Source organism: Pseudomonas sp. CFII64 (genome assembly GCF_000416235.1).
GTDB lineage: Bacteria > Pseudomonadota > Gammaproteobacteria > Pseudomonadales > Pseudomonadaceae > Aquipseudomonas.
In genome coordinates, this window is sequence record NZ_ATLO01000035.1 from 200,615 (window position 1) to 226,923 (window position 26,309).

The window sequence follows — 26,309 nt, forward strand, 5'->3', positions numbered from 1 at the left end:
ACCGGCTTTAGCCGGGAGGAGGCCATTTGAGTCGCAGCAGCTCCGTCGCCAGAACGATTGCCCTCCCGGCTAAAGCCGGTCCTGCGGAGCCAACCGACAAGCGCCAATTGCCAGCATTCCCTGGCTCTGACACAATCGCGAATAATTCTCGTTAGTTAATGCAATTCTTCGGGGTCGTTCGTGTCATCAGCCCAAAGCACTCAAAGTGAGATCGTTGGCGCGTTGTATCGCGACCACCGTGGCTGGCTGTTGGCCTGGCTGCGGCGCAATGTTGCCTGCCCGCAGCGTGCGGAGGATCTGAGTCAGGACACCTTCGTTCGGCTGCTGGGCCGCGACGAGCTGAGAACGCCCAATGAGCCTCGGGCTTTTCTGGTGGCGGTCGCCAAGGGCCTGCTGTTCGACTACTTCCGCCGCGCAGCGCTCGAACAGGCCTACCTCAACGAACTGATGCTGATCCCCGAAGCCGAGCAGCCGTCGCTGGAAGCACAACACCTGATCCTCGAAGACCTCAAGGCCATCGACCGTTTGCTCGGCAAGCTGTCGAGCAAGGCGCGGGCGGCGTTTCTGTATAACCGTCTGGACGGCCTGACCCACGGCGAGATCGCCGAACGGCTGGGGGTTTCCGTGCCACGGGTACGGCAATATCTGGCCCAAGGCATTCGCCAATGTTACGTGGCGTTGTACGGCCAACCCTTATGAACAGCGTCAACTCTCGCCCGGTGGCCTCCCATGTTCTGGATGCCGCCATTGCCTGGCAGCTGTGTCTGGATCGCGGCAACGGCAGCGCGGCCGAGCGCGAAGCCTTTACTCAATGGATAACGGCACACGAAGAACACGCCCGCGCCTGGATGCAGCTGGGTCTGCTCGATCAGCATTTTGCAGTCCAGAACGGTCCTGCACGCAACGCCTTGCTGCAATCCCACGGCACCGCGCGGCGTCAACTGCGCAAGCTGGGTGGCGGATTGGCCAGTGTGCTACTGGCCTGCGGCCTGGCCTTGTTCGTTGGCGATCGTTATCTCCCGCTGGACTACTGGCTTGCTGACCAACGCACCGCCACCGGCGAACAACGCAGTGTGCGGCTGGCCGACAACACCGTGATCCGGCTCAACACCCACAGCGCCATCGACGTGCGTTTCGATGCGCAGCAGCGCCGGGTGGTCCTGCAGGACGGCGAAATCCTTGTAGAGACCGGCAACCACGACGACCCGCGCCCCTTCATCGTCGAAACCCGCGATGGCCGGATGCGCGCGCTGGGCACGCGGTTTCTGGTCCGCCGGGAAAACGACGGCACGCTGCTGAGCGTGTTGCAATCAGCGGTCGCCGCCCAGGCTCCGCATGACCCGCGCGAGCAGATACTGCGCGAAGGTCAGCAAATGTTCATGAGCCGTGACGGCCTCGGCCCGATGCTGGCCCTCAAACCCGGCGCGGATGCCTGGACGCGGGGCATGCTGGTGGTGGAAAACGCGCGTCTGGCCGATCTGGTGGCTGAACTGGGCCGCTACCGGGCGGGATATCTGGGCGTTGCGCCGCAAGTGGCCGACTTGCGCATCACCGGCAGTTTCCCGCTGAACAACACCGATCTGGCGCTCAAGGCATTGATGCCCGCGTTGCCGGTGCAGATCGTGCAGCACACGCATTGGTGGGTGACAGTCACGGGCAAAGACCCTAAAAGCGATCAGGCGGTGCCTGTAAAACTTTGAAACACTAATCTTAATCACAATTATTTTCGATTGGCCCTATCACTTTTTGAATTTCGTCCGGCACATAGACATTGAGAACCGTTTCCATCCAGGAGCCGAATATGTCCCGCACGCTTGAAACCCTTTTGCGACCCAGCCTGTTGGCCGTGGCGATTGCCCTGACCACTCCGCTGACCAGCACCCATTTGATCGCCGCAGAACAGGCATCGAGCGTGCGCGCTTACAACCTGCCAGCCGGGCCGCTGTCCTCGGCGCTGAATCAGATCGCCAGTCAGGCTGGCTTGACGCTGGCGGTGGACCCGTCTCTGGCATCCGGGCGTACTTCGTCGCCGGTTCAGGGCCAGTTCGATGCTTCCGGCGCGTTGCGTCAGGCGCTGCGCGGCACCGGTCTGCAACTGGTGCAGAGCTCTGTCGGCAGCTACAGCCTGATGGCCGCGCCGGAAGGCACCGTGGCGTTGCCGGAAACCACCATTCAAGGCCAGGGCGTCGCCGGCGAAACGGCGTTGGGGCCGGTGGCCGGTTATGCCGCGACCCGCACGGCGTCGGGCAGCAAGACCGATACGCCGATTCTCGAAGCGCCGCGTTCGATTTCCGTGGCGACCCGCGAGCAAATGGCAGATCGCGCCGTGCAAAACCTCGACGACGCCGTGCGCTACATGCCCGGTGTCACCGCCAGCAGTTACGGCAGCGACAGCCGCGCCGAGTGGCTGAAGATCCGCGGTTTCGAACCGACGCAAGTACTCGATGGCCTGCCGTTGCCCAAAGGCGTGTACGTCATGCCCAAGCTGGAAACCTGGGATCTGGAGCGCGTCTCGGTTCTGCGCGGTCCGGCTTCGTCGGTCTATGGCCAGACCCCGCCCGGCGGCATGCTCGATATGGTCAGCCGCCGTCCCGAGGCCGTCGCCAGTCACGAGATCCAGGCGCAGGTCGGCAGCTACAACCGCAAGCAGATCAGTTTCGACAGCACCGGCCCGATTGATGACGCGGGCGTGTTCGAATATCGGGTCAGCGGCGTGGTGCGTGACAGCGGCACGTCCGTCGAGCACATCGACGACAAGCGCTACAACCTGGCGCCGAGCCTGACCTGGAACATCGATCCGGACACCAAGCTGACCTTCCTCAGCCAGTTCAACCGCGACGATACCGGCATCACCAGCCAGTTCCTGCCGCTGGAAGGCACCAAGCTGTCGACTCCGGCCGGCGAAGTGAAATACCACAAGAACCTTGGCGATCCAGAGTGGGAGTTCTACGACAAAACCTATTACGCGCTGGGCTACGCCTTCGAACATCGCCTCAATGACGTGTGGCAGTTCAAGCAGAACCTGCGTTACACCAAGAGCGACCTGGCGTTCCAGGGCATCACGGCCGGTGGTTTCTACGGTTCGGTTGCCGCCGATGGCACCTTGTCGCGTGGCGCCAACGTGGTCAACGAAGACATCAGCCAGTTTGCCGTGGACAACAACTTCCAGGCCGACTTCGATACCGGCGTGCTCAAGCACACGCTGTTGATCGGCCTGGATCACCAACGCATCAACCACAACTACAAATGGTTGTTCGGCAGCGCGCCGACCAGCAACATCATCAATCCGGTCTATGGCCAGGACTTCAGCAACGTCGCTTATAGCGCTTTCCAGAACTACGGCCAGAAAACCCGCGACACCGGCCTGTATCTGCAAGACCAGATCGCTCTGGATAATTGGCGTCTGACCCTGGGCGGTCGTCAGGACTGGCTGGATACCGACACCGACTTCCACGAGACCGGTATCAAGGACACCCGCAGCGATAACGCTTTCAGTGGCAACGCAGCGCTGAGCTATGTGTTCGATTCCGGCTTCGCGCCGTACATTTCCTACGCCGAGTCGTTCCAGGCCGAGCAGGGCGGCAACACCGCCACCAGCGAAGCCTACGAACCGAGCACCGGCAAGCAATACGAGCTGGGCATCAAGTATCAACCGCCGGGCAGCAGCATGTTGTTCACGGCAGCACTGTACGACCTGACCCGCAAGAACATCGTGCTCAGCGATACCTTTGGCACCAGCCGTCCATTGGGTGAAGCGCAGGTGCGTGGCGTCGAGCTGGAAGCGGTGGGCAACGTCAACGAGAACCTCAAGTTGACCGCGTCCTACACCTACGCCAACAGCAAGATGACCAAGGTCGGCGATCCTTTGGACAAGAATCGTCCATTGCCGCTGACCCCGGAAAACCAGGCGTCAATCTGGGCTGATTACACCTGGCATACGGGCGTGCTCGATGGTTTCGGCCTGGGCTTCGGCGCGCGTTACATCGGCGAAACCGACAACGTGGCGCTGGGCAGCCTGGCGTTTGTCCGCGACAAGTCCGACGGCCATACCGATTCCTATACCGTGTACGATGCCGCCGTGCATTACGACCTGGGTCGCCTGAATAATTCGCTCAAAGGCGTCAGCGTCGCGGTCAACGCCAACAACGTATTCGACAAGGAATACCTGTCGACCTGTGATGGCTTCTATTGCTACTACGGCGACCGGCGCAACGTGCTGGCCAGCGTCAATTACAAATGGTGAATTAACGGATTCGCCAGTGAAGACAAGGGCCTGCGCACACGCGCCGGCCTTTTGCATTTGGAATCAAACATATGAAAAGCCAAACCGTGCGCCGCTGGTCGTTCATTCATACCTGGACCAGCCTGATCTGCACCCTGTTCCTGCTGATGCTGGCGGTGACCGGGTTGCCGTTGATTTTTCACCATGAAATCGATCACCTGCTGGGCAACGAGCCGGAATTCAAGGAGATGCCGGCCGACACGCCGCATCTGAATCTGGAAAAGCTGGTCGAAGCCGCCGAAGCGTATCGACCGGGCGACGTCATGCAATATTTCGGCTGGGACGAGGACAACGCCAACGGCGTCTGGGCGATCATGGCCAAGACAGCGGGCACCGAGCCCAATTCTTCGCACTCCTTCATGATGGATTCGCGCACCGGCCAAGCCTACGAAATACCGTCGGCCAACGGCGGGTTCATGATGGTCATGCTGCGCCTGCACGTGGACATGTACGCCGGGCTGACCGGCAAATTGCTGCTGGCGTTCATGGGTTTCCTGTTCGTGCTGGCAATTATTTCCGGGACGGTGCTGTATGCGCCGTTCATGCGCAAACTCAAGTTCGCCACCGTGCGCGCGGACAAATCCACGCGCATGCGCTGGCTCGACCTGCATAACCTGATCGGTGTCGTGACCCTGACCTGGGCGCTTGTCGTGGGTGTTACCGGCGTGATCAGCGCCTGCGCCGACCTGTTGATTTCGTCGTGGCGCAACGACAGTCTGGCGGCGATGATCGCCCCTTATAAAGATGCGCCCGCGCTGACCCAGCGCGCGCCGGCGACCAACCTGCTGAGCATCGCCGAAGCCGCCGCGCCGGGCATGGAAGCGGATTTCATTGCCTTCCCCGGCACACGCTTTTCCAGCGAGCACCATTACGCGGTGTTCCTCAAGGGCAACACGCATTTGACCAAGCACCTGGCCACGCCGGTGTTGATCGACGCGAAAACCCTGGACGTCACCGCCGTGGTCGAGCGGCCCTGGTACATGGACGCGCTGGGCATGTCGCAGCCGCTGCACTTCGGTGATTACGGCGGCATGCCGATGAAGATTCTCTGGGCGGCGCTGGATGTGCTGACCATTATCGTCCTCGGCAGCGGCGTTTATCTGTGGTGGGTGCGACGCAAGGCGGCGCGGCCGGTCAGCGTCCCGCAAGCGGAAGCCGTGCAATGAAGCGTTCGACCATGCGCCATGTGTTCGCCATGCCGTTGCTGATCGGCCTCTTGATCGCGTTCGGGCTGTTCGCTGCGTTGCTCGGCGACGGCTGGTGGGACACGCTGGCCTGGCTGGGAATGGGCATTGCGGCAATCCTGAGCGTTCGCGGTTTGCTGGTGCGCAGGACCTGAAACCAGCCATTGCGGACGGGCGGGGTGCTGGCTAGTCTAGACAGCCGTCTCATTCGAGGAACACCCATGTCCGCGCCGACCATGACGTTGTACACCAACGCAGCTTCACCCTTCGCCCGCAAGGTTATGGTCCTGCTGCATGAAACCGGTCAGCTGGATCGGGTGGCGCTGTTGCCGGTGCCCTTGACGCCGGTTAATCCGATTGCCGAGCTGAACCTTGATAACCCGGCGGGCAAGATTCCGGCCCTGCGGCTGGCCGACGGCAATGTATTCCACGACAGTCGGGTGATTCTCGATTATCTGGACCAGCAGCACGTCGGCAATCCACTGATCCCTCGGGAAGGCTCCGCGCGCTGGCGGCGTCTGACCCTGGCGTCTCTGGCCGATGCGCTGCTGGATGCCGCACTGCTGATCCGTTATGAAACCGCCTTGCGTCCCGTCGAGAAACATTGGGATTTGTGGCTCGACAACCAGCAGCAGAAAATCGACCGCGCCCTGAGTTATTTCGAGCAGGACGCCATCACCGAACTCAGTTCAGCCTTCGATGTGGCGTCCATCAGCGTCGCGGCGGCCCTGGGTTATCTGGACTTCCGCCAGCCCAACCTCGGCTGGCGCAGCAGCTATCCGCGCCTGGCCAGTTGGTATGGCGAAGTCAGTCAACGGCCTTCGATGTTGGCGACCCAGCCCAGCGTCTGATTGAGCGGCCGTCTGCGGATCGCTGAATCACAGCGGTCGGCGGCGGTGCAGGAAACAGACTGGCAATTCTGAGCACCAGGTTTCTCGCCTGGGCCTGATCTTCGCGCAATCCGAGCCAGTTACTCATGGGCGGCCTCGATGTCGAACTCCAGTGGTTTGGCGGGTTTGTTTGGCGTGAGGCCGTACCAGTCGAGTTTGCGGGTCAGGACCATGAACACGCCGAGCAGACCAAACAGCAGCAGCGAACCCATCAACAGCGCGTAGTCTTCGGCACTCAACAGGCCGTAAAGCAAGCCGTAAAGCGCCGCCAGCCCCAGGGCGAAACCCAATCCGTGGCGCACGCTGCGCAGCACGTGACACACATAAAAACCGATCAACAACACGCAAGCGCTGGCCGAGAGCAGATATGCCAAGGCAAAGCCCAGGTGTTCGGACAACGACAGCAGCATCAGATAAAACAACGCCAGCGCCGCGCCAACCAACGCATATTGGATCGGATGCACCGCCAGGTTCTTGAGCACTTCGAACAGGAAAAATCCGGCGAACGTCAGCGCGATGAACAGCAGCGCATATTTGATCGCGCGGTCGCTTTTCAGGTATTGATCCACCGGATCGATGAAACTCACGCCCAAGGTACGCTGGTTGAAGTCGTCGCATTGCGCCGCTTGCAGGCAACGACTCAGCGCTTCTTCAAGGTTGGTGGAGAAGAACGAAGCCTGCCAGCTGGCGTTGAAACCTTCGGCAGAAATCTCCCGTCGGGTCGGCAGGTAGTTGCCGATAAAGCTCGGGTGCGGCCAGTCGGCGGACAACTGCACCGTGCTGGACTTGCCCACCGGCAGCACGCGCAACGATTCGGTGCCTTGCAGTTTCAAGTCGAAGGCGAAGTTGAGTTGTCTGGCGAGTTTGCCATCCAGAACCGGCAAGCTGGCGCTGACGCCTTCGCCGAGCCATTGCAGGCGCGAGCCGGGAACAAAGTCCAGTTGCTGATCGTCGAGCTGCAATTTCAGGGCATTTTCGATGCCGCGAATATCGCTGATCCCGACCGACAGGAATGGCGCGTCAAATTGATAGTCAGCGAAGTCCTCGGTAATTCCGAAAAATTCCGGCACGGCGAAATGGCCGCTGACCCGATTATCGGCATGGAACAGTCGCGCCTCGTAAATCCCCCGGGAACGCAGTTCGGTCTGCACCTTGCCGTCCAGTTCAAAGCGGTCGGGCAAGAAATGCAGATCGCCGCGCTCCTGGGCGGTTTCCTGAAAGCGTTCGTTGGTCTTGGGGTCGGTCTTCCAGACGCGCACGGTCTTGCGAAACGGCACCACCAGAATCGGCCCGGCCAACTGCTGACTGAAGCTGGAACTGCGCGCGATATCCCGCAAGACGTCGTCGCGCTGTGCCTGCCGGTCGCCGATCAGCCCGCCGATCATCAACAACGGAATCAACAGCAGAACGATCAGCAGCGCGATCATTCCCAGTTTTATAGCCAGACTTCGATTCATGGGTCTCTCCCTGTTTTGATGGGGAGATTCTGCGAGCGCTGTGTGGAGGGTTGATGAGGGGTTTGTGGGGATTGTGTGGAGATCGCGATCTTCAGCGCTTGCACCGGCCCTTTCGGGGACAAGTCCCCTCCTACCAGACTGTGTATGGCTCGGTAGGACCGGACTTGTCCGGGAAGGCGTCGGGTTTACCAACGCAGATCCCGTTAAAACAGCACTGTCACCAGAACGCCACCCTCAACATTGCCGATGCGCAGCTCGCCGCCGTGCAGCTGCACCACTTCTTCGACGAAGTTAAGTCCCAAACCGGTGCTTTTGCGGCCGCTGTCCGGGCGGGGCAGGGAGTAGAAGCGCTCGCTCAGGCGCGGCAGGGCGTAGTCGGGGATCGGGGCGGCGCTGTTGAACAGGCTGAACTGAATCCCGCTCGCACTTCGTTCGGCGCTGAAGCGTAAAAGTCCGCCTTGAGGCGTGAAGTCCAGTGCGTTTTCCAACAGATTGGCAAGCGCCTGGCGTAACAGAAAACGCTCGCCGATCAGTTGCAGATCGTTGGCGATGTTTTTTTCAATTCGCAGATTTAACCGCTCGATGCGTACGCTTTGCACGTTGAGCAGTTCATCGATCAGTTCGCCCAGCGCCACGGCGACCCGTTCTTCCAGGCCCTGACGCTGCTCGACCATCGCCAGATTCAGCAGGCGTTCGATCAACTGCTGCATGCGCGCGCTTTCGCCTTCGATGTTGCCGATAAAACGCTGGCGCTGGTCGGCGGGCATGTCGTCCTGCAACAGCTCGGCAGCGCCACGAATCGCCGCGAGCGGGCTTTTCAATTCGTGGGTCAGGGTGTGCACATAGCGCTCGACGTAAGCTTTGCCCTCCAGCTGCGTGCGCATGTGTTCCACAGCCGTGGATAGCTGTTCGAATTCGCCGCCACGATAATGCGGCAACTCGGCGCGCCGTCCTTCGCTGACCGCTTGGGCGTAATCGGTCAGGCGGCGCAACGCCGAGCTGAGCCACCAGGAAAACAGCGCGCCCAGCAGCAGCCCCAGCGCCATCAAGCCGCCGCCGTACCACAGCAAGCGCCGCTCGGCGCGGTCCACATAAGGCTGCAGCGAACTGTTCGGTTTGGCCACCGTGACCACGCCGATGATCGCGCCGTTATCGCGAATCGGCGCGCCGACATGCATCACCGACGAGTTCGGATCGTTGGCGTCGCTGCGGGTCGAGCGCGCGCCGTATTCGCCGCGCAAGGTCAGCAACACATCGTTCCAGCGCGAGTAATCCTGGCCGACCGCTTCACCACTGGAATCGAGCAGCACGATGCCTTTGGCGTCGGTGACGTAGATGCGGTTGTTGACCTGATTCTTCGGCAAACCCCAGATGGTTGCGGCGGGCTGGCGCAAGCCATAGGCCCGGAGCGCGTCAGGGAAGCGGCTCTGGCTCAAGGTGCCGGACTTGACGTCGTCATGCAGGATTTCCGCCAGCAGGTTGGCCGTGTCCACCAGGGTTTCTTCGGTGGACTGGCGCACGCCGGGGCGCACTTCTTTCATCACGGTGCTGAGCACGAAGTAACCGGTCAGGCCGATGAACACCGCGTACACCAGAAAAATCCGCAGGCTGAGGGACATCAGCTGTGTCCAGGGCTGAAGCTGTAGCCGAGGCCGCGATGGGTCTGGATCGGCTCGGCGTCGGCGGCGATCAGGCGCAGTTTGGCGCGCAGGCTTTTGATGTGGCTGTCGATGCTGCGCTCGTAACCGGCATCGGCGGCCACGCCCACTGCGTCGAGTAATTGCTCGCGGCTGAACACCCGTTCGGGTTGCTCCAGTAAACAGTGCAGCAACCGAAACTCATGGCGAGTCAGGCTCAGCGGCTGGCCGCGATAGCTGATCTGCACGCGTTCGGCGTCAACCTGAAACAACTCGCTCAATGCGGCGGCGACCGGGCGCGGCAGCATGCGCTTGAGAATCGCCCGAACCCGCGCCGTCACTTCCCGCGGGCTGAACGGCTTCACCACGTAATCGTCAGCGCCGATCTCCAGCCCGACCACCCGGTCGATCTCACCATTGCGCGCGCTGAGGAACATCACCGGCACTTCGCTGAACCGCCGCAGTTGCTTGCAGGCTTCGAAGCCGCTGATATCCGGCAAGCCGATGTCGAGGATGATCAGGTCCGCCGGCGTGCGCCGTTGATGCTCCACCGCCGCCTGACCGAGGCCCAGCCAGGACGTGGTGAAGCCGTCACTTTGCAGGGCGTAGATCAGGGTGTCGGCAATCGCCGCTTCGTCTTCGACAATCAAAATATGCGGCATGGCATCCGAGCACTTGAGGTGAGGACGAAACGGTGCCGGGATCAGCGGCGAACGTCAATCAGCAATCGGGTTTGTCAGCGGTATAGCGTCGCGCCGGATTGACTGCCGCGCCGAACTCGCGCAGGGCCTTGGCGCCGATCAATAGGGGATAGTTGAAATGGCTGCGATCCACCAGATTGACTTCGACGGTGCGTTTTTTATCGCCCAGGCACAGCTCCAGGTCGACTACCGGGCGCTTGGTCGGGTCGATGGCTTCGTCGTCGTCCTCGCCATCGGAGCGACCTTTGATCTTGCTGATGCGCGAGACCTTGTGCTCGTACACCTTGTTGCTGGCGTCCTTGGTGGCCAGACGGAAACGCACCCAGTCATCGCCGTCGCGCTGGAACAGTTCGATGTCCTTGGCTGATAACGACGCGGTCAGCGCGCCGGTGTCCATCTTGGCCTGAAAGGTTTCGCCGAACTCCGCGACCTTGATGTATTCGTAACGACCGTACAGCGTCGGCTCGGCGGCCATGACCGGCAAGGCCAGCACAGACAAAAGCGCCAGGATTGATTTCACGTGGGTGGTACCTTTTCTCGGTTGGAATACGGCTACCTGTTGGAGCGAGGCTTGCCCGCGAATCAGACGCCTCGGTGAAACAGGTATACCCGGTTATCGTTCTTCGCGAGCAAGCTCGCTCCCACAATAGCTGCGTTTTTAGACATCAGGACTCAACTTCGTTCGCTGCCCGCAGCTTAACCGTAACCTCGTGAAACATTTGTCGACGACCAATGGATTTGGCGTTGACCCCCGGGCTCTTTATGATGGCTGCCCGAAAAATTGTAAGAGTTTTTTATGCGCCGTCTGCTCACCGGCTGTTTTGTCACGCTGCTGTTGCTGCTTAACACGCTGGTCATGATCGGCCCGCTACTGATTTTTGCTCTGCTCAAGCTGATCTTTCAGGGGCACATGCGTGATCGCATGTCCTCGGCGGTGATGTGGATGGCCGAGACCTGGGCCGAGATCGACAAGCTGATTTTCGCCTTGTGCATCCCGACGCGCTGGGAAGTGCGCGGCGATGAAAATCTGCGCGGCGACACGTCGTATCTGGTCATCGGCAACCATCAGTCCTGGGTGGATATCCCGGCGTTGATTCAAGCATTGAACCGGCGCACGCCCTTCTTCAAGTTCTTCCTGAAAAAGGAATTGATCTGGGTCCCGCTGCTGGGCCTGGCCTGGTGGGCGCTGGATTACCCGTTCATGAAGCGCTACAGCAAGGCGTTCCTCGCCAAACACCCTGAGCTCAAAGGCCATGATCTGGAGATCACGCGTCAGGCCTGCGATCTGTTCAAGCGTCAGCCGGTCACCGTGGTCAACTATCTGGAAGGGACGCGCTTTACCACGGCGAAAAACGCGCAGCAGAACTCGCCGTATTCGCACTTGCTCAAACCCAAGGCGGGCGGCGTGGCGTTCGTTCTGGCGGCGATGGGTGAACAGCTGGATGCGATTCTGGACGTGACCGTGGTTTACCCGAGCGAGCGGATTCCGGGCTTCTGGGATTTACTCTGCGGGCAAGTGCCGCGCGTGATCATCGACATTCAGACCCGGGAACTTGATCCCGCGTTATGGCAAGGCGATTACGAGAACGATCCGCTGTTTCGCGAAAAAGTGCAGGGCTGGGTCAACCAGCTGTGGCTGGACAAAGATGCGCGCATCACCCTGTTGCGGGGCGATGCGCTGGCAGACTGAATCAGCTGCCGGTGCCCCACAGACTGCCGAGGCTTTGCAGTGCTGAGCCACCGGCGCCTTGCTGGCCGAGGTATTGCAGAATCAGCGGAGCAAACTGGCTGACCATCGAGCTGTCCATGCCCAGCGCGGAGTACGCCTTGTTCACGTCGCCCATGCTCTGCACATTGCCCAACGCGCTATTGAGGATGGAGCTGCTGGCGTTGTCGCCCGAGCCGCCTAACAGCGCGCCTAGCCCATTGAGGTTGCCCAGACTGCTCAGGGCGTTGTTTCCGGCCAGCTGATCCAGGCCCGGCACCGCTTTGCTCAACTGGCTGTAATCGTTGCCCGCGAGTTTGTTCTTCGCCAGGCCCAAGAGCGCGCCCGTACCGCCGACGGCTTGTTCCGGGGTGACATTCAGATTGCTGCCCAGCAAATTCAGCAAACCCGCAGCTTCGGGTGCGGCGGTCGCTTTCTGATTGCCGCTGCTGGCGTTGGAAACGGCATTGGCTGCGTCGTTCAGGTTGAAGGCGAACACCGGACTTGCGGCCAGAGCCATCAACGTTGCCAGTGCTACACCGCGTGAAATCTTCATCGAAACAACCCCTCAAACGGAAAAATCCGGCAAGCCGGTAAAAACACGTGTTTGACCGAGCACAGCGGGGGAATGTTCCTTGCGTTCGTCTGATGCCAGACCGGCAGCATGGCGCAGCCAATCCAGGAAGCAGGTCACAGGCTCGAACAACTATGTAATACCTCGTTCGTACCCAGGCCCGGCAGGGTTAGCCTTCAACCCTGCATGGAGCAATCGACAATGGCCCCCAACCCGTCACCCTTCCAGCCGTGCAGCGACTGGATGACCGTTGCAGACAATGACGCTCAGATACTGGAAATCCTGCGAATGCCGCGTCAGGGCTACTGCACCTTGTTCGAGGAAATCCAGGCGCTGGGCGCGGCCAGCCCCTACCCGCATTGTGCGCACGACACCGAGCTGGTGGAGAGTGTGCAGACATTGCTGTTTGACGATGCGCTGCAAAGTCCGGAGAGCGATTCAGCGCGCCTTGAGCGATCCGCCGATTTACTGCCGTATCCAGGTGCTACCCACGCAGTCCCGGCCAAGCCCATCTCTGTTAGACAGCACCAACAGATGGCGCGAACGGCGCTTGAAATTGTCAGGCGCAACCAACGCCAACCCCCTGTGCGCGTAACGACGCCCCAGATAGACCGCACCAAAAGCGACTACGCCAGGTTAGTGAATCAAATGCGTGCGCGGCGGCGGGATATCGCCTCGGGTACGCTCGCTACCGATAGAACCGTGGTAGACGTGGATGGGCAATCTCCGCTTTTTGCCATCGCCGCCGCTTTCGGTGCGCTCTTGAGGCGTTTCCATACGCTTGTCCAGTTCGCACAGGATCCCGGGCGAGCTGTCGGGAAGGATCAAAATGATCCTCTGGGCCGTCTGAACACGAGCCGTCTGCGCAATCGGCTCACTGTTTACAACGCGAGGCAGCTGGACTTCAGCAAGCCGTTCATGTGCATGCTGCATATCCTGCCGGGCACCGGGCAGCATGTTTATGTCATGAAAATCCACGGCATCTGCCGCGGCGGCAAGGCCGTCAGTTGCACACTGCCGGACGGAGAATTGAGAGCGCTTTTGCTCACCCACGCGTTCGACAATCTTGCTCCGCTGCTGACGCAGGCGTCGGTCAACGACTACCTGCTGATCCGCGAGGATGGAGCGCTTTCGCTGCGTTGCCTGCTCGCCTATTACGGTGTTGTCGTTCCTGGGACGGCGAGACGGCAAGGTCTGGACAAGGCCATTGCCGATCTGATGCCCAAAGAATCCCGTGGGCAACGTGTCGATGTCAGTCCGGCGCTGCCTTTCACCATTGCCGAGCAACCGCGCTTTGTCCTGGATACGTCCAAAATCTATACATTTCGCCAGCGCACGGTCGAAGCCAGCGCCAATCACGATTACAGCGTGATCGGCGAAGAGATTAAAAAGGAGAGTCAGTGGCACCTTGAGCGATATCGCCGTTTGCTCGCCAGCTACACACATTTCGGCGCCTCACAGGAGAACAACGAAAAGGCACTTTTGGCACTGCTGCAAGAAGCCGGTGGCGTCACCCTCAAACTGTTCGTTGAAGACAGCGACGGTCAGGCAGATACCTACCGCGAACAACACACCGCCAACCCGTGGAATGCTGCAGACCTTTCTGACTACTTCAGCAAAGCCGAAGAACAGCTGGCGTTGTACATGGAGAACACACTTAAATATGTCGAGGGTGAAGGCGCGATTTATATCGAAGCATTGAGCGTCGAATTGATCGTGCCCAATATCGTCCTTCGCAGCCATGATTTACGCGAGCTGGACATTGCAGCCTTCGATATTCGCACTAGGCAGCCGCCATTTTTGTATCTGGATCCGTTGGCCAAAGGGTCTTACGAAATCATCGCTGAGCATTTTGCGCAGGTGACCGGTGAATTGCGCGATGCCAATTGGGATATCTCCCAATGCAAGACATTGACGCGGGCGGCACAGCATCTGCTGCGGCATTATCGTGAGGACCTGCCCGGGTTGCCGCTTGCGCAGCGCGATGCGGCGTACCTCAATCGCCTGAAAGAAGTGGTCAATGTCTATTACGGCGTGGTTGCGCAAAGTCTGGAGCATCAACAACAGCTGAAAGTGGTCTTGCAACCGACCCAGCCTGAATTCGTCTCCCGGGCAATATGCCGTTATCTGGCGCTGGATGAGCGCCACTGGGCCATGATCGCGCAAACGCACTTCACTATTCGCTATGCCGCCGGCTGGAAAAATACCGGTACATGGGTGCGCTTTGAAAAGTCCCTTGGCTATCGCAGCTTGCTCAGCGTGGTTTACGACGAACAACTGCGCCGGGAGGTTGCCCTGGCCGATGACTGCGAAGCGGTGTTGCGAGGGCTGGCGCAGGCCATCGCTGACCGCACGGGATATGCCGACCCGGTGGATAGCCTGAAGGAACGACTCGCGGGGCTGTTCGATGCCAATATCGCGTTCGTCAACAACGGCGACCTGCCCGCCGAATTGACCCAGCCTGCACAGGCTTTCGTTCGGCACGTCGAAGCCTATACGCTCAAGGCGATCGACGAGTTCAGGGCGCTGGAAGCCGAAAGGCTTGTCCTGACCTCCGGCAACGCCGCCGAACGGCTTGAGCAGCAACGGGTGCTCGCCTCGGCAGGGTCCGACCAGGCGTTCTACTGCATTGAACTGCTGACTCCCCTGGAACAGCGCAGGCTTGAAGTCAGCGTTGCAGCCTTTGCGGCATTCCTGAGGGCAAGGGCCAACAACGACGATATCCAGGCTATGTCGACCGCTGCGCAGCATGTCCTGCAAGTGGTGCGTCAGGTCGGCGGGCTGATTCCGGTTGTGGGTAACTTCATCAACCTGGGGTTCGATATCTACGAAGGAAATACCGAGGGCATTGCGCTGGATACGGTGAATATTTTCGCTGAACTGGTGTTGCTCAAATTCCGCGTCATGCCGCCCAGAGTGCTTGGCACGCTGATGCTGCAGGGCACCAACCTGTGGACGATGTGGCAGCAGATCCAGGCCCTCAATGCGTCGATCAAGGCGAATGATTTTCCCGAGTCGGTGAGCAACTTCGGTTTCCTGTTGCTGGGCATGCATTCGGCCCTGCACTGCGGCGCTTCGGTGATTCAAGGTTTCAAGGTGGCTGTTGCGTATCGCAATCAGGAGTCTGCGCTGGAGATGCCGAACCCTGCGCTGCAGGAGCAGGAACCGCGCGGTCCCGAACCAGAGTCCGGCCCCGAATATCACACCGAGGAGCCGGTTGCCGGACACGACGAGCCCCGCGTGCCGGACGCTGAGTCACATACCCGGTCTGGCCAGTCGGCCAACAGCCAGTACTGGGCGATCAACGATGACGGGCATATTTCCGAGCGCCCGACGGGCAGGAAAGTTACCGGCCTGGACTGGAATGGCAATGCGATTGTCGAGGGCGGGGCGCGCGCGTTGCTGCTGGGCGGCCCTCATGAACAGACATACATGCTCAATGGCCAGGCGCATCGCACGGTCAGAGGTGGCGCAGGGCCGGAGTTAAGACCGCTTCACGCGCTGGACATCGAGGCTGGGCAATGGCGAAAGTCGACGCAGGCTCATAACGGCGTGGCGCAGTTTTCTCGCTTTGCTCATACCGATGCGTTTCCGAGCCGGTTCAGTGGCCGCCCCGAGCGCCTTCAGGCCCCGGCCAATGCCGTGAGTTGGTACGACAACTGTATCGCCACCCTGGAGACGGTTTCGACGCAGGTCTTGGCGCTCGACGGCCAGCGATCCCGCCAGGACGTAGCCATCGGTGTCATCGAGCATAAATACATCACCGAACGCGATGGCCATATCGAAGTGCTGGAACAGGCTGGCAGCGCCGGTGGTAAAACGAGTTTCATCCGCGCCGACGGCACTCGTCTGGAGGCCAGCGTCGCGTTGCCCGCCACGCCGCGCTACCAGGCCGAAATTCAGGTCAGAATTGTCGCTGCCCAAGGCATGTTCGTCACAGTTGAGATCAGCGAAACCCTGCAAGGCCTGGTCGGCAGGAAGACAGTCGCGGGTGTGCTCGCGACGCGTACCCAGGGAGGAGGGCAGGAGCTGATTATCGAAGCCGACCGGGGCGTGCATTATCGCGGCACGCTGGCGGCGGCTAACTTCCTGGCGCTGGCACCCGGAGAAACCTCGACCGAGCAGCAGCCGGTTGCGCTGAAAATGGACAGGATCAGCCCTCACGCCGACCCAAAACGTGCCTCCCCACAGCTATGGCACAGCGAGATCGAGTACCGAAACGGCCTGGCCCATGATGACTTTGCCCTGGAGTTGTTTTATGGCGCGAAGGCAGCCAACGAAGCCTTCGCGCGTAATCCCCAATGGGTCGTGAGCAACCTGGAGGCTGTTGGCAAGATCAAGACGGGCTTGCCACCGGCCATCACTACCGTTGAAAACCCGTTCTACGTGCTCGACACCCTTGAGGAACAGGCGATTCTGTTCGCCCCGCGCAACCAGGCGGCGCTGGCTAATACGTTGTTGGGCAGAACCATCGAGTGGGGCGCAGCGTCGCAGCCTCATGCCTTGGGCCTGGGCGAGAAGGTGCTGCGCCAATTGCGTCTGCATGAGCCTTTGATGGCGCTGAACGAATCCATCGCGCCTCTTGCTCGCGACCGGAGCGCCTTGGTCGAACGTCTGAAACGGGCCTTGGGGTCGGCCAATCTGTTGATCGCCGAAGCAGAAGGGTTGAACGGACAAAAAGTCTACTTCGCCCATTCGAGTGCCGAACATCTCAGCGTCCAGTTCGGCCGCCTGGACGATGAGCTTCATGTGAGCAGTTCGGGCTCAATCATCGATCACATCGAGGCCCACTACCCCGATCCCTCTGCGCTCAAAAACCTGGTGATTCTGTCCGTTGAGCACGTCTCGGAAGCCGATGCGCGGCGCATCTTCGTTTCTTCACAACGAGGTTATCACTACAGCTCGGTGACCAGCCTGGAGCCGCCCATCGACAAGCCGCACCTGACGACGGCGCAATTACAGCTGCACATTGACGATGCCCACTACCCGCACCACACCAGAAACATGACGATTGCCAGCGCTGTAGTCGATTTGTCCACTGCCACGCCAGTGACTACCGGGCCGCGCCAGGGCAGCTATAACTGCGGCGGCAAGGAATACGTGCAACTTGATAACGGTAGGCTGTATCGGGCTGTGTGGGACAACCGGCACAGTGTCTTTGTCCTGGTGCCGCCTGAGGGCAAGGTGCTGGCTAACACCTGGGCTTATCCCTGGGTCCGGCACACCGCAGGGCGCGAATTCACGCTGATCAACCGGCCCGGCCTCAAAGGCGGCAGTTGGCGCCCGGAGGTGTTCGGTGACATCCGCTGCAGGAATTACGAGCGCTCGACCACCCGCAGTGGGCGACTGACAGCCGCGCAGCGCAGGAACAACAATGAATTGCAGGTCCACCACCAGGACCTGCATTTAACGCAGAACCAAACGCTGCAAAATGGAAAGCTCAACGTTCCGGATACCTTGTTCAGCCAGAGCGCGCCTGGGCCGGATGGCTACGTGACGCTCAAATCCAGAGTCGAGGTGCCGGAAAGCTGCATCTCCAGCACCGAGTATCTGGTGTCGAGATACGCAGGTGGGAAGTCTGGATTCGATTACGAAGGCGAGCGCTCAGGCCAGGCGACTGCCCTCGATCCTAATGTGGAGATAGTCGCACGGCATGACGGGCGGGAGGTGTCGTTGAACATCTCGACCACGACGCTGGATAGCTGGATCGCCAGGCAGGGTCATTCCGACTATTTCATCGAGGGACAGGCATTTCCTGACATCGGACAAGGCATCGGTTTTATCGAGCGGCACGCGGGCGCGGGTACGTCTTCGGACTATGAATTCCACTTCATGTTCGTCGTCGGCAAGCTTGTGGATCAGCAAGGAACGGTCACTGGCGTACTCGCCACGGACTTGTCCGAGCCATCGCGCAGCAGCGCGGGCGGGGTATCGACAACCCGGCTCCCGGCCAGCCATAACTGGAATGTTCGGTCTTACTCGTCGGTTGAGCAGATGCGCGGCGCGCCAGGGCCCGACAGCAATGCGTATCCCCAGGATCAGTACTATTCGGTGCTGGTACGGCCAGTGCGATCTTGATGCTGCCAGACCGACTGCCCCTTGCTAGGCACAGACCAAAAGGGCGACATAAGTCGCCCTCTTTCTGGTTGTAGCGGCTTACGCCGCGCTGAACAACTTATGCGGATCAATCACAAACTTCTTCGGCACGCCGGCATCGAACTCGCCGTAACCGCGTGGTGCGTCGTCGAGGCTGATGACTTCGACACCGACGATGTCGGCGATCTTGATGCGGTCCCACATGATGGCTTGCATCAGCTGGCGGTTGTACTTCATGACCGGGGTCTGGCCGGTGTGGAAGCTGTGGGATTTGGCCCAGCCCAGGCCGAAGCGGATGCTCAGACTGCCCATTTTTGCGGCGGCGTCCACTGCGCCCGGATCTTCGGTGACGTACAGGCCGGGAATACCGATCTTGCCAGCGACGCGCACTACGCCCATCAACGAGTTGAGGACGGTCGCCGGAGCTTCATGATGCACGCCTGAGTGGCCATGGCCGCGGGCTTCAAAGCCTACGGCGTCAACCGCGCAATCCACTTCCGGTTCGCCCAGCAGCGCGGCGATCTGTTCGTGCAGTGGCGTGTCCTGGGACAGGTCGGCAATTTCGAAACCCTGCGCCTTGGCGTGAACCAGACGGGCCGGATTCACGTCGCCGATGATCACCACTGCCGCGCCCAGCAGACGCGCCGATGCAGCTGCGGCCAGGCCGACCGGGCCCGCACCTGCGATGTATACCGTGCTGCCCGGTCCTACGCCGGCAGTCACGGCACCGTGATAACCGGTCGGCAGAATGTCGGACAGGCAAGTCAGGTCACGAATTTTTTCCATGGCCCGGTCACGGTCAGGCAGCTTGAGCAGGTTGAAGTCGGCATACGGCACCAGCACGTACTCCGCCTGACCACCGGTCCAGTCGCCCATATCGACGTAACCATAAGCGCCGCCGGGACGCGCCGGGTTGACCGACAGGCAGACACCGGTGTGTTGTTCCTTGCATGAACGGCACAGGCCGCACGCCACGTTGAACGGAACCGACACCAGGTCACCGATTTTCAGGTTCTCGACGCCGGTGCCTTTTTCGATCACTTCACCCGTGATTTCATGCCCCAGCACCAGGCCGGTCTGTGCGGTTGTGCGGCCGCGCACCATGTGTTGGTCCGAGCCGCAAATGTTGGTAGAGACCACGCGCAGGATGACGCCATGCTCGATCTTGCGACCGCGCGGGTCCTGCATTTTTGGATAGTCAATTTTCTGTACTTCGACCTTGCCAGCGCCGAGATACACCACACCACGATTGCCAGACATGCTTTCACCTCGATTTTGTTGTTATGTCGCGGGGAAATGCGTTGCTTTGTCGGTATTGCAGCAACGCACTGATTGCTCTGGGGTGCTTGCTTGATAGTGATATTTGCGATCCCGTAGGACCGGCTTTAGCCGGGAGGACGTCCTCCCGGCTAAAGCCGGTCCTACAGAGGATTGCGTTTACAGCACCACTGTCCTGTTCGCATTCAAAAACACGCGTCTTTCAATGTGATAACCCACCGCCCGGGCCAATGTCTGGCCTTCGATATCCCGGCCTTTGGCGATCAGGTCTTCGGGGTAATGGCTGTGGTCAACCGCTTCGACGCCTTGGGCAATGATCGGGCCTTCGTCCAGATCGTTGTTGATGTAATGCGCCGTTGCCCCGACCAGTTTCACGCCCTTGTTGTAGGCCTGATGGTACGGTTTGGCGCCCTTGAAACCCGGTAGCAGCGAGTGATGAATATTGATCGCCTTGCCGTCCAGTTTGCGGCACAGGTCAGGCGACAGCACTTGCATGTAGCGGGCAAGAATCACCAGCTCCGCGCCGGACTCTTCGATCACCTGCCAGACTTTGCTTTCCTGTGCCGGCTTGTCGTTCGGGTCCAGGGGGAAATGGTAGTACGGAATTTCATGCCAGCGCGCCAACGGTTCCAGATCCGGATGGTTGGACACCACCGCGACCACGTCCATGGACAACTGGCCGATGCGTTGGCGGTAAAGCAGGTCGTTCAGGCAATGATCGGCTTTGGAAACCATGATCACCACTTTCGGGCGATAATTCGGCGCGGTCAGTTCGAAGATCATGCCGAAGGCCTGCCCACGTTCGACTAACCCGGCGCGGAAGCCCTGTTCATCAAAACCGTCGGGCTGACGGAATTCGACGCGAATGAAAAAGCGGCTGGAGAGCCGGTCATCGAAGGAGTGGTGCTCGGTGACGTAGCAGCCCTGCTCGAACAGATAGCGGGTCACCGCGTCCACCGTGCCCAGTACGCTTGGGCAGTCGGCGGTCAGAATCCATGTGTCGGGGGCGCGGCTCATTGGTTAATCCTTGTTGGAAATGTGTCGTCGCTGCTCGCGGCTAAAGCCGCTCCTACGGGGCATGCATATCGCCCGTAGGAGCGGCTTTAGCCGCGAGCATTATCAGGCCTGAATGCTCAAGCCATACTCGGCACTGGCATCCTGCAGCCACATCCACCAGTAATCGGCGAAGCTGCGGCGGATCAGCAATTCCCAGGTTTCCTCGCCGGTGCGGCGGATGACCAGTTGCGATTTGGCGAACACGGTGCCGACGGCTTTACCCACCGGGAAGTTGTCCGGGTGCACGTCGTAGCTGGTGGACTTCATCAGCACTTCGCGGACTTTCGAGCCGGTCAGTTCAAGGATCGACTGGCCGCCGCTGACGTTGACGATAGCGATGTGCAGACCGGTCAGCGCTGCGCGCAGCTTCTGCTCAGCCTCGAATTCTTCACCGCTGGGCACGATCAGCAGCCATTCGTCCGGGCCGAGCCATTGCAGCGAGCTTTCGTCGTTAATGGCGACGGTCAAGGCCTTGGGCAGTTCCATGCCGGTGGCGGTCGCCATGCCCGCGGCGAACGCCGGGTCATGTGCATCGCCACGAATCGTCAGGTGGCCGAGCAGTTTCTTCTCGCGCAGGAGCACGCCAGGGTTGGCGCGGCCTTTACCGACCAGCTTGTTGAGGTCGGCATGAAACAACGGTGACTCGGCTTTTTCGCCGGTCGTTGGCCGCTGCTGGTAAACGTTGGCTGTGGTCATAGAGCACCTGTTCCTGAATTCTGTTGTCTCATTGGGCGTAACTTCGGCGGTCTCGCTGTCTCGCTGTCTCGCGGCTGAAGCCGCTCCTACGGAATCCGTTCGCCGTAGGAGCGGCTTTAGCCGCGAGAGGAGATGCAGTCACTCCACGTTCTGCTGCTCACCCTTCGGATCGAAGAACACCGAAGATACGATTTCGGCTTCGATGAAGCTGCCATCGGCCAACGGTGCGAACACGCGTTCGCCCATGCGCTTGAGGCCGCCTTTGACCACACCCATGGCGAACGAGTAACCCAGCGAGGACACCGCGTAGCTTGATGTCACGTGACCAACCATCTTCATCGGGATCGCTTGCTTGGTGTCGAACACCAACTGCGCGCCTTCGGGCAGCCACTTGGCCGGATCAACCGGTTTGAGGCCCACCAGTTGCTTGCGCTCTTCACGCACGCAATCTTCGCGGTTCATGCCACGCCAGCCGATCCACGAGAACGGCTTGGTGCGACCGACACACCAGCCCATGTTCAGGTCGTCCGGGGTCATCGAGCCGTCAGTGTCCTGACCGACGATGATGAACCCCTTCTCGGCGCGCAGCACGTGCATGGTTTCGGTGCCGTACGGCGTCAGGTTGTACTTCTTGCCGGCTTCGACGATTTTTTCCAGCACACCCATGGCGTAGTCGGCCTGGACGTTGACTTCGTACGACAGCTCGCCGGTAAACGAGATGCGGAACACCCGCGCCGGAACGCCGCCCACCAGGCCTTCTTTCCAGGTCATGAACGGGAATGCTTCACGGCCCAGATCGATGTCGGTCACTTCGCTGAGCAGCTTGCGGCTGTTCGGCCCGGACAAGGTCATGGTCGCCCAATGGTCGGTCACGGAAGTGAAGTACACCTTCAGGTCAGGCCATTCGGTCTGTTGATAGATTTCCAGCCATTGCAGCACGCGTGCCGCGCCGCCAGTGGTGGTGGTCATGATGAAATGGTTATCGGCGACACAGGCGGTTACGCCGTCGTCGAAGACCATGCCGTCTTCTTTGCACATCAGGCCGTAACGCGCCTTGCCCACGTCGAGCTTGGTCCAGGCGTTGCTGTAGATGCGGTTGAGAAACTCGCGGGCATCCGGGCCTTGAATGTCGATCTTGCCGAGGGTCGAGGCATCCAGCAGGCCGACGCTGTCGCGCACGGCTTTGCATTCGCGGCCAACGGCGGCATGGATGTCTTCACCTTTTTTCGGGAAGTACCAAGGGCGTTTCCACTGGCCGACATCTTCAAACTCGGCGCCGTTCCTGACGTGCCAGGCGTGCAGCGCGGTGAAGCGTACCGGCTCGAAAATGTGCCCGCAGTGACGACCGGCCACAGCGCCGAAAGTCACCGGCGTGTAGTTCGGGCGGAACATGGTGGTGCCCATTTCGGGAATGGTCACGTTCAGCGAACGAGCCGCGATGGCCAGACCGTTGACGTTGCCCAGCTTGCCCTGATCGGTGCCGAAGCCCAGCGCAGTGTAGCGTTTGACGTGCTCGACCGACTCGAAACCTTCGCGGGTCGCCAGCTCGATACCGGCAGCGGTGACGTCGTTCTGCAGGTCGACGAATTGCTTCGGCGCGCGGGTAGTGGATTTGTCGTGCGGGACCTGGAACAGCGCCAGAGTCGGCTCTTCAGCGCGGCTCAAGGCTTTTGGCAGTACGCCTTCGACGGCTTTGAAACCGGCTTCGCTGGCGGCGCGTACGCCCCCTTCGAAACCATCGGCCAGCGCGTCGCCGAGGGCGTAAACCCCATTCACGCCGCCAACGCAGACGCGTTTCTGTGGTGCTTCACCCGGTACGAAACCGAGGATGTCTTCACGCCAGACCGGTTTGCCGCCCAAGTGGGAAGCGAGGTGGACGATAGGGCTGTAGCCGCCGGAACTGCCGATCAAATCGCAATCGAGCCATTCACCAGGGCTGGTGACGCGATGAGCTTTGACGTCGATGGCGGCAATCCGTGCCGCAGTCACGTGTTTGCTGCCCCGTGCTTCAATCACGGCGCTGCCGGTCAGGATGCGAATGCCCTTGGCGCGCGCTTCTTCAACCAGCGCGCCGCGTGGGTTGTGCCGTGCATCGGCAATCGCCACCACTTGCAGGCTGGCGTCGAGCCAATCCAGAGCGACGCGATACGCGTGATCGTTGTTGGTCGACAGCACCAGTTTCTTGCCTGGCGCCACGCCATAACGGCGTACGTAGGTGGAAATTGCGCCCGCCAGCATGTTGCCCGGCACGTCGTTGTTGCCGTAGACCAGTGGACGCTCGTGAGTGCCTGCTGCCAGCACGACACGTTTGGCCCGCACGCGGTGCATGCGCTGACGCACCTGACCGATGGGCGCGCGGTCGCCGAGGTGATCGGTGAGGCGTTCGTGAATGGTCAGGAAGTTATGGTCGTGGTAGCCGTTGACCGTGGCGCGTGGCAGCAGCACCACGTTCTTCAGGCCTTTGAGCTCAGCGATAACCGTCGCGACCCATTCAGCGGCAGGCTTGCCGTCGAGGCTTTCGCGGGAGTCGAGCAGGCTGCCGCCGAACTCTTCCTGTTCATCGGCCAGAATCACCCGTGCGCCGCTGCGTGCAGCGGCCAGTGCCGCAGCCAGACCCGCAGGGCCAGCGCCAACAATCAGCACGTCGCAATGATGGTTCATGGCGTCGTAGGTGTCCGGATCGTTTTCAGTCGGCGAACGACCGAGACCGGCGGCTTTACGAATGTACTTCTCGTAAGTCATCCAGAACGATTGCGGATACATGAAGGTTTTGTAGTAGAAGCCCGGCGGCATCAGCTTGCCGCCGACCTTGCCGAGAATGCCCATCACGTCATTGTTGACGCTGGGCCAGCCGTTGGTGCTGGTGGCTACGAGACCGGAATACAGCGCCTGTTGCGTGGCGCGCACGTTGGGGATCTGCGTGGCTTCGGTCGCGCCGATTTGCAGCACTGCGTTCGGCTCTTCGGAACCGGCAGCAAAAATACCGCGCGGACGCGAGTACTTAAAGCTGCGGCCGATCACGTCAACGCCGTTGGCCAGCAATGCAGCGGCCAGGGTGTCGCCGTCGAAGCCTTGGTAGGTCTGGCCGTTGAAGGTGAAATTCAGCACCTTGCTGCGGTCGATGCGGCCGCCGTTAGGCAGTCGGTTAGTCTGGCTCATACCTTGTCTCCCTCGCCGCTGGCTGCCGTAAACGCCTTGTTAGTGAACTGCGGCTTGGCGCCAATCGGGTAGGTTTCGAGAATTTCGTAAGTCACGGTGTCGCGGGTGGCGTTGAAGTACTGGCGGCAACCGGCGGCGTGAATCCACAGTTCGTGATGCAGTCCGCGCGGGTTATCGCGGAAGAACATGTAGTCGCCCCATTGCTCGTCGGTGCAGGCGCCCGGATCCAGCGGACGCGGAATGTGCGCCTGACCGGATGCGTGGAATTCCTCTTCGGAGCGCAGCTCGCCACAGTGGGGACAGAAGATGTGCAGCATAGGTATTTCTCCTGTTAGTGGGCGACCGCGGCTGCGCCGTGTTCGTCAATAAGAGCGCCGTTGTGGAAACGGTCGATGGAAAAAGGTTTGGCCAACGGATGCATTTCACCCTTGGCAAGGCTGGCGGCAAACACGTTGCCCGAGCCCGGCGTGGCCTTGAAGCCACCGGTGCCCCAACCGCAGTTGAAGAACATGTTCGGCACCGGCGTCTTGGAGATGATCGGGCAGGCGTCCGGCGTGGTGTCGACGATGCCGCCCCACTGCCGGTTCATGCGCACGCGGGACAGCACCGGGAACATCTCGACGATGGCCTGAACGGTGTGTTCGATCACCGGGTACGAACCGCGCTGGCCGTAGCCGTTGTAGCCGTCGATACCGGCGCCGATCACCAGGTCGCCCTTGTCGGACTGGCTGATGTAGCCGTGTACGGCGTTGGACATGATCACGCTGTCGATAATCGGTTTGATCGGCTCGGACACCAGCGCTTGCAGCGGGTGGGATTCGATCGGCAGACGGAAGCCCGCCAGTTTCGCCATGTGCCCGGAGTTACCGGCCGTGACCACGCCGACGCGCTTGGCGCCGATGAAGCCTTTATTGGTTTCCACGCCGACACACACGCCGTTTTCCTTGCGGAAGCCGATCACTTCGGTCTGCTGGATCAAGTCCACGCCCAAGGCATCGGCAGCGCGGGCAAAGCCCCAGGCCACGGCGTCGTGACGGGCTACGCCGCCGCGCCGCTGCACGGTTGCGCCGATGATCGGGTAGCGAGTGTTTTTCGAGCAGTCCAGGTACGGGATTTCGTCCGCGACCTGTTTGCCGTTGAGCAATTCGCCGTCCACGCCATTGAGCCGGTTGGCGCTGACCCGACGCTCGGAATCACGCATGTCCTGCAAGGTGTGGCACAGGTTGTAAACGCCGCGCTGGGAGAACATCACGTTGTAGTTCAGGTCCTGGGACAGGCCTTCCCACAGTTTCATCGCGTGTTCGTACAGGTGCGCCGATTCATCCCACAGATAGTTGGAACGCACGATGGTGGTGTTGCGCGCCGTGTTACCGCCGCCCAGCCAGCCTTTCTCGACCACGGCCACGTTGGTGATGCCGTGGACTTTAGCCAGGTAGTAAGCCGTGGCCAGACCGTGCCCGCCGCCACCGACGATAACCACGTCGTAGACTTTTTTCGGGGTCGGCGTGCGCCACATGCGCTGCCAGTTTTCATGATGGCTGAGGGAGTGCTTGAAAAGGCCGAAGCCTGAGTAATGCTGCATGAGTGGCTACTC

General features: G+C 60.5%; 19 protein-coding genes. 8 read left to right on the plus strand and 11 right to left on the minus strand.

What is annotated here, in order from left to right; translation table 11 throughout:
• Positions 1 to 180 precede the first annotated feature (180 nt).
• The 6 genes from CFII64_RS16210 to CFII64_RS16230 all read left to right on the plus strand — a co-directional run bounded on the left by CFII64_RS16210 (position 181) and on the right by CFII64_RS16230 (position 6,317).
• The gene (locus CFII64_RS16210) at positions 181 to 699 is read left to right on the plus strand and encodes an RNA polymerase sigma factor (protein ID WP_020291887.1); all 519 of its coding nucleotides are present in this window, start codon (positions 181 to 183) and stop codon (positions 697 to 699) included.
• Positions 696 to 1,700 (plus strand): FecR domain-containing protein, encoded by a 1,005-nt coding sequence (locus CFII64_RS16215; RefSeq protein WP_020291888.1) that lies wholly within the window; start codon positions 696 to 698, stop codon positions 1,698 to 1,700. The genes CFII64_RS16210 and CFII64_RS16215 overlap by 4 nt, the downstream gene beginning before the upstream one ends.
• A 101-nt stretch (positions 1,701 to 1,801) precedes the next feature.
• Positions 1,802 to 4,243 carry a TonB-dependent siderophore receptor gene (locus CFII64_RS16220; protein ID WP_020291889.1) on the plus strand — a complete coding sequence of 814 codons (2,442 nt, stop codon included), beginning with the start codon at positions 1,802 to 1,804 and terminating at the stop codon, positions 4,241 to 4,243.
• A gap of 71 nt (positions 4,244 to 4,314) precedes the next feature.
• On the plus strand, positions 4,315 to 5,448 hold the full coding sequence (locus tag CFII64_RS16225) for a PepSY domain-containing protein (protein WP_020291890.1): 1,134 nt from the start codon (positions 4,315 to 4,317) through the stop codon (positions 5,446 to 5,448).
• Positions 5,445 to 5,621 (plus strand): hypothetical protein, encoded by a 177-nt coding sequence (locus tag CFII64_RS29810; RefSeq protein ID WP_020291891.1) that lies wholly within the window; start codon positions 5,445 to 5,447, stop codon positions 5,619 to 5,621. Before CFII64_RS16225 ends, CFII64_RS29810 begins: the two co-directional genes overlap by 4 nt.
• A gap of 66 nt (positions 5,622 to 5,687) precedes the next feature.
• Entirely contained in the window at positions 5,688 to 6,317 is a 630-nt protein-coding gene (locus tag CFII64_RS16230; RefSeq protein ID WP_020291892.1) for a glutathione S-transferase family protein, read from the plus strand.
• A 119-nt stretch (positions 6,318 to 6,436) separates the two neighbouring features.
• Here the strand turns inward: CFII64_RS16230 and creD are convergent, their stop codons facing one another.
• The 4 genes from creD to CFII64_RS16250 all read right to left on the minus strand — a co-directional run bounded on the left by creD (position 6,437) and on the right by CFII64_RS16250 (position 10,671).
• Entirely contained in the window at positions 6,437 to 7,813 is a 1,377-nt protein-coding gene (gene creD / locus CFII64_RS16235; RefSeq protein ID WP_020291893.1) for a cell envelope integrity protein CreD, read from the minus strand.
• A 203-nt stretch (positions 7,814 to 8,016) separates the two neighbouring features.
• A complete protein-coding gene (gene creC / locus CFII64_RS16240; protein WP_020291894.1) occupies positions 8,017 to 9,432 on the minus strand; it encodes a two-component system sensor histidine kinase CreC in 1,416 nt (471 codons plus the stop codon).
• Entirely contained in the window at positions 9,432 to 10,112 is a 681-nt protein-coding gene (creB, locus tag CFII64_RS16245) for a two-component system response regulator CreB (RefSeq protein WP_020291895.1), read from the minus strand. The genes creC and creB overlap by 1 nt, the downstream gene beginning before the upstream one ends.
• A 58-nt stretch (positions 10,113 to 10,170) precedes the next feature.
• A complete protein-coding gene (locus tag CFII64_RS16250) occupies positions 10,171 to 10,671 on the minus strand; it encodes an ATP-dependent zinc protease (RefSeq protein ID WP_020291896.1) in 501 nt (166 codons plus the stop codon).
• 276 nt (positions 10,672 to 10,947) lie between these two features.
• Between CFII64_RS16250 and CFII64_RS16255 the strand changes: the two genes are divergently transcribed.
• Positions 10,948 to 11,841, plus strand: coding sequence for an acyltransferase (locus tag CFII64_RS16255; protein WP_020291897.1), 894 nt, complete (start codon positions 10,948 to 10,950; stop codon positions 11,839 to 11,841).
• 1 nt (position 11,842) lies between these two features.
• On the opposite strand, the gene CFII64_RS16260 is transcribed toward CFII64_RS16255, so the two are convergent.
• Positions 11,843 to 12,412 carry a DUF2780 domain-containing protein gene (locus CFII64_RS16260; protein ID WP_020291898.1) on the minus strand — a complete coding sequence of 190 codons (570 nt, stop codon included), beginning with the start codon at positions 12,410 to 12,412 and terminating at the stop codon, positions 11,843 to 11,845.
• Positions 12,413 to 12,631: 219 nt separating this feature from the next.
• Here CFII64_RS16260 and CFII64_RS16265 point away from each other — a divergent pair, with 219 nt between their 5' ends.
• Positions 12,632 to 18,508: a hypothetical protein gene (locus CFII64_RS16265; protein ID WP_020291900.1), complete on the plus strand. Its 5,877-nt coding sequence runs from the start codon at positions 12,632 to 12,634 to the stop codon at positions 18,506 to 18,508.
• A gap of 78 nt (positions 18,509 to 18,586) precedes the next feature.
• Here CFII64_RS16265 and fdhA read toward each other — a convergent pair whose 3' ends face one another.
• From fdhA to CFII64_RS16295, 6 genes are all read right to left on the minus strand, one after another.
• On the minus strand, positions 18,587 to 19,786 hold the full coding sequence (gene fdhA / locus CFII64_RS16270; RefSeq protein WP_020291901.1) for a formaldehyde dehydrogenase, glutathione-independent: 1,200 nt from the start codon (positions 19,784 to 19,786) through the stop codon (positions 18,587 to 18,589).
• Between the two features lie 177 nt (positions 19,787 to 19,963).
• Positions 19,964 to 20,821, minus strand: a complete 858-nt coding sequence (gene purU, locus CFII64_RS16275; RefSeq protein WP_020291902.1) for a formyltetrahydrofolate deformylase — start codon at positions 20,819 to 20,821, stop codon at positions 19,964 to 19,966.
• Positions 20,822 to 20,923: 102 nt separating this feature from the next.
• Positions 20,924 to 21,556 (minus strand): sarcosine oxidase subunit gamma, encoded by a 633-nt coding sequence (locus CFII64_RS16280; protein ID WP_020291903.1) that lies wholly within the window; start codon positions 21,554 to 21,556, stop codon positions 20,924 to 20,926.
• A 138-nt stretch (positions 21,557 to 21,694) separates the two neighbouring features.
• Positions 21,695 to 24,715 (minus strand): sarcosine oxidase subunit alpha, encoded by a 3,021-nt coding sequence (locus CFII64_RS16285; RefSeq protein WP_020291904.1) that lies wholly within the window; start codon positions 24,713 to 24,715, stop codon positions 21,695 to 21,697.
• Positions 24,712 to 25,032, minus strand: coding sequence for a sarcosine oxidase subunit delta (locus CFII64_RS16290; protein ID WP_020291905.1), 321 nt, complete (start codon positions 25,030 to 25,032; stop codon positions 24,712 to 24,714). Before CFII64_RS16290 ends, CFII64_RS16285 begins: the two co-directional genes overlap by 4 nt.
• A 14-nt stretch (positions 25,033 to 25,046) precedes the next feature.
• Entirely contained in the window at positions 25,047 to 26,297 is a 1,251-nt protein-coding gene (locus tag CFII64_RS16295) for a sarcosine oxidase subunit beta family protein (RefSeq protein WP_020291906.1), read from the minus strand.
• Positions 26,298 to 26,309 lie beyond the last annotated feature (12 nt).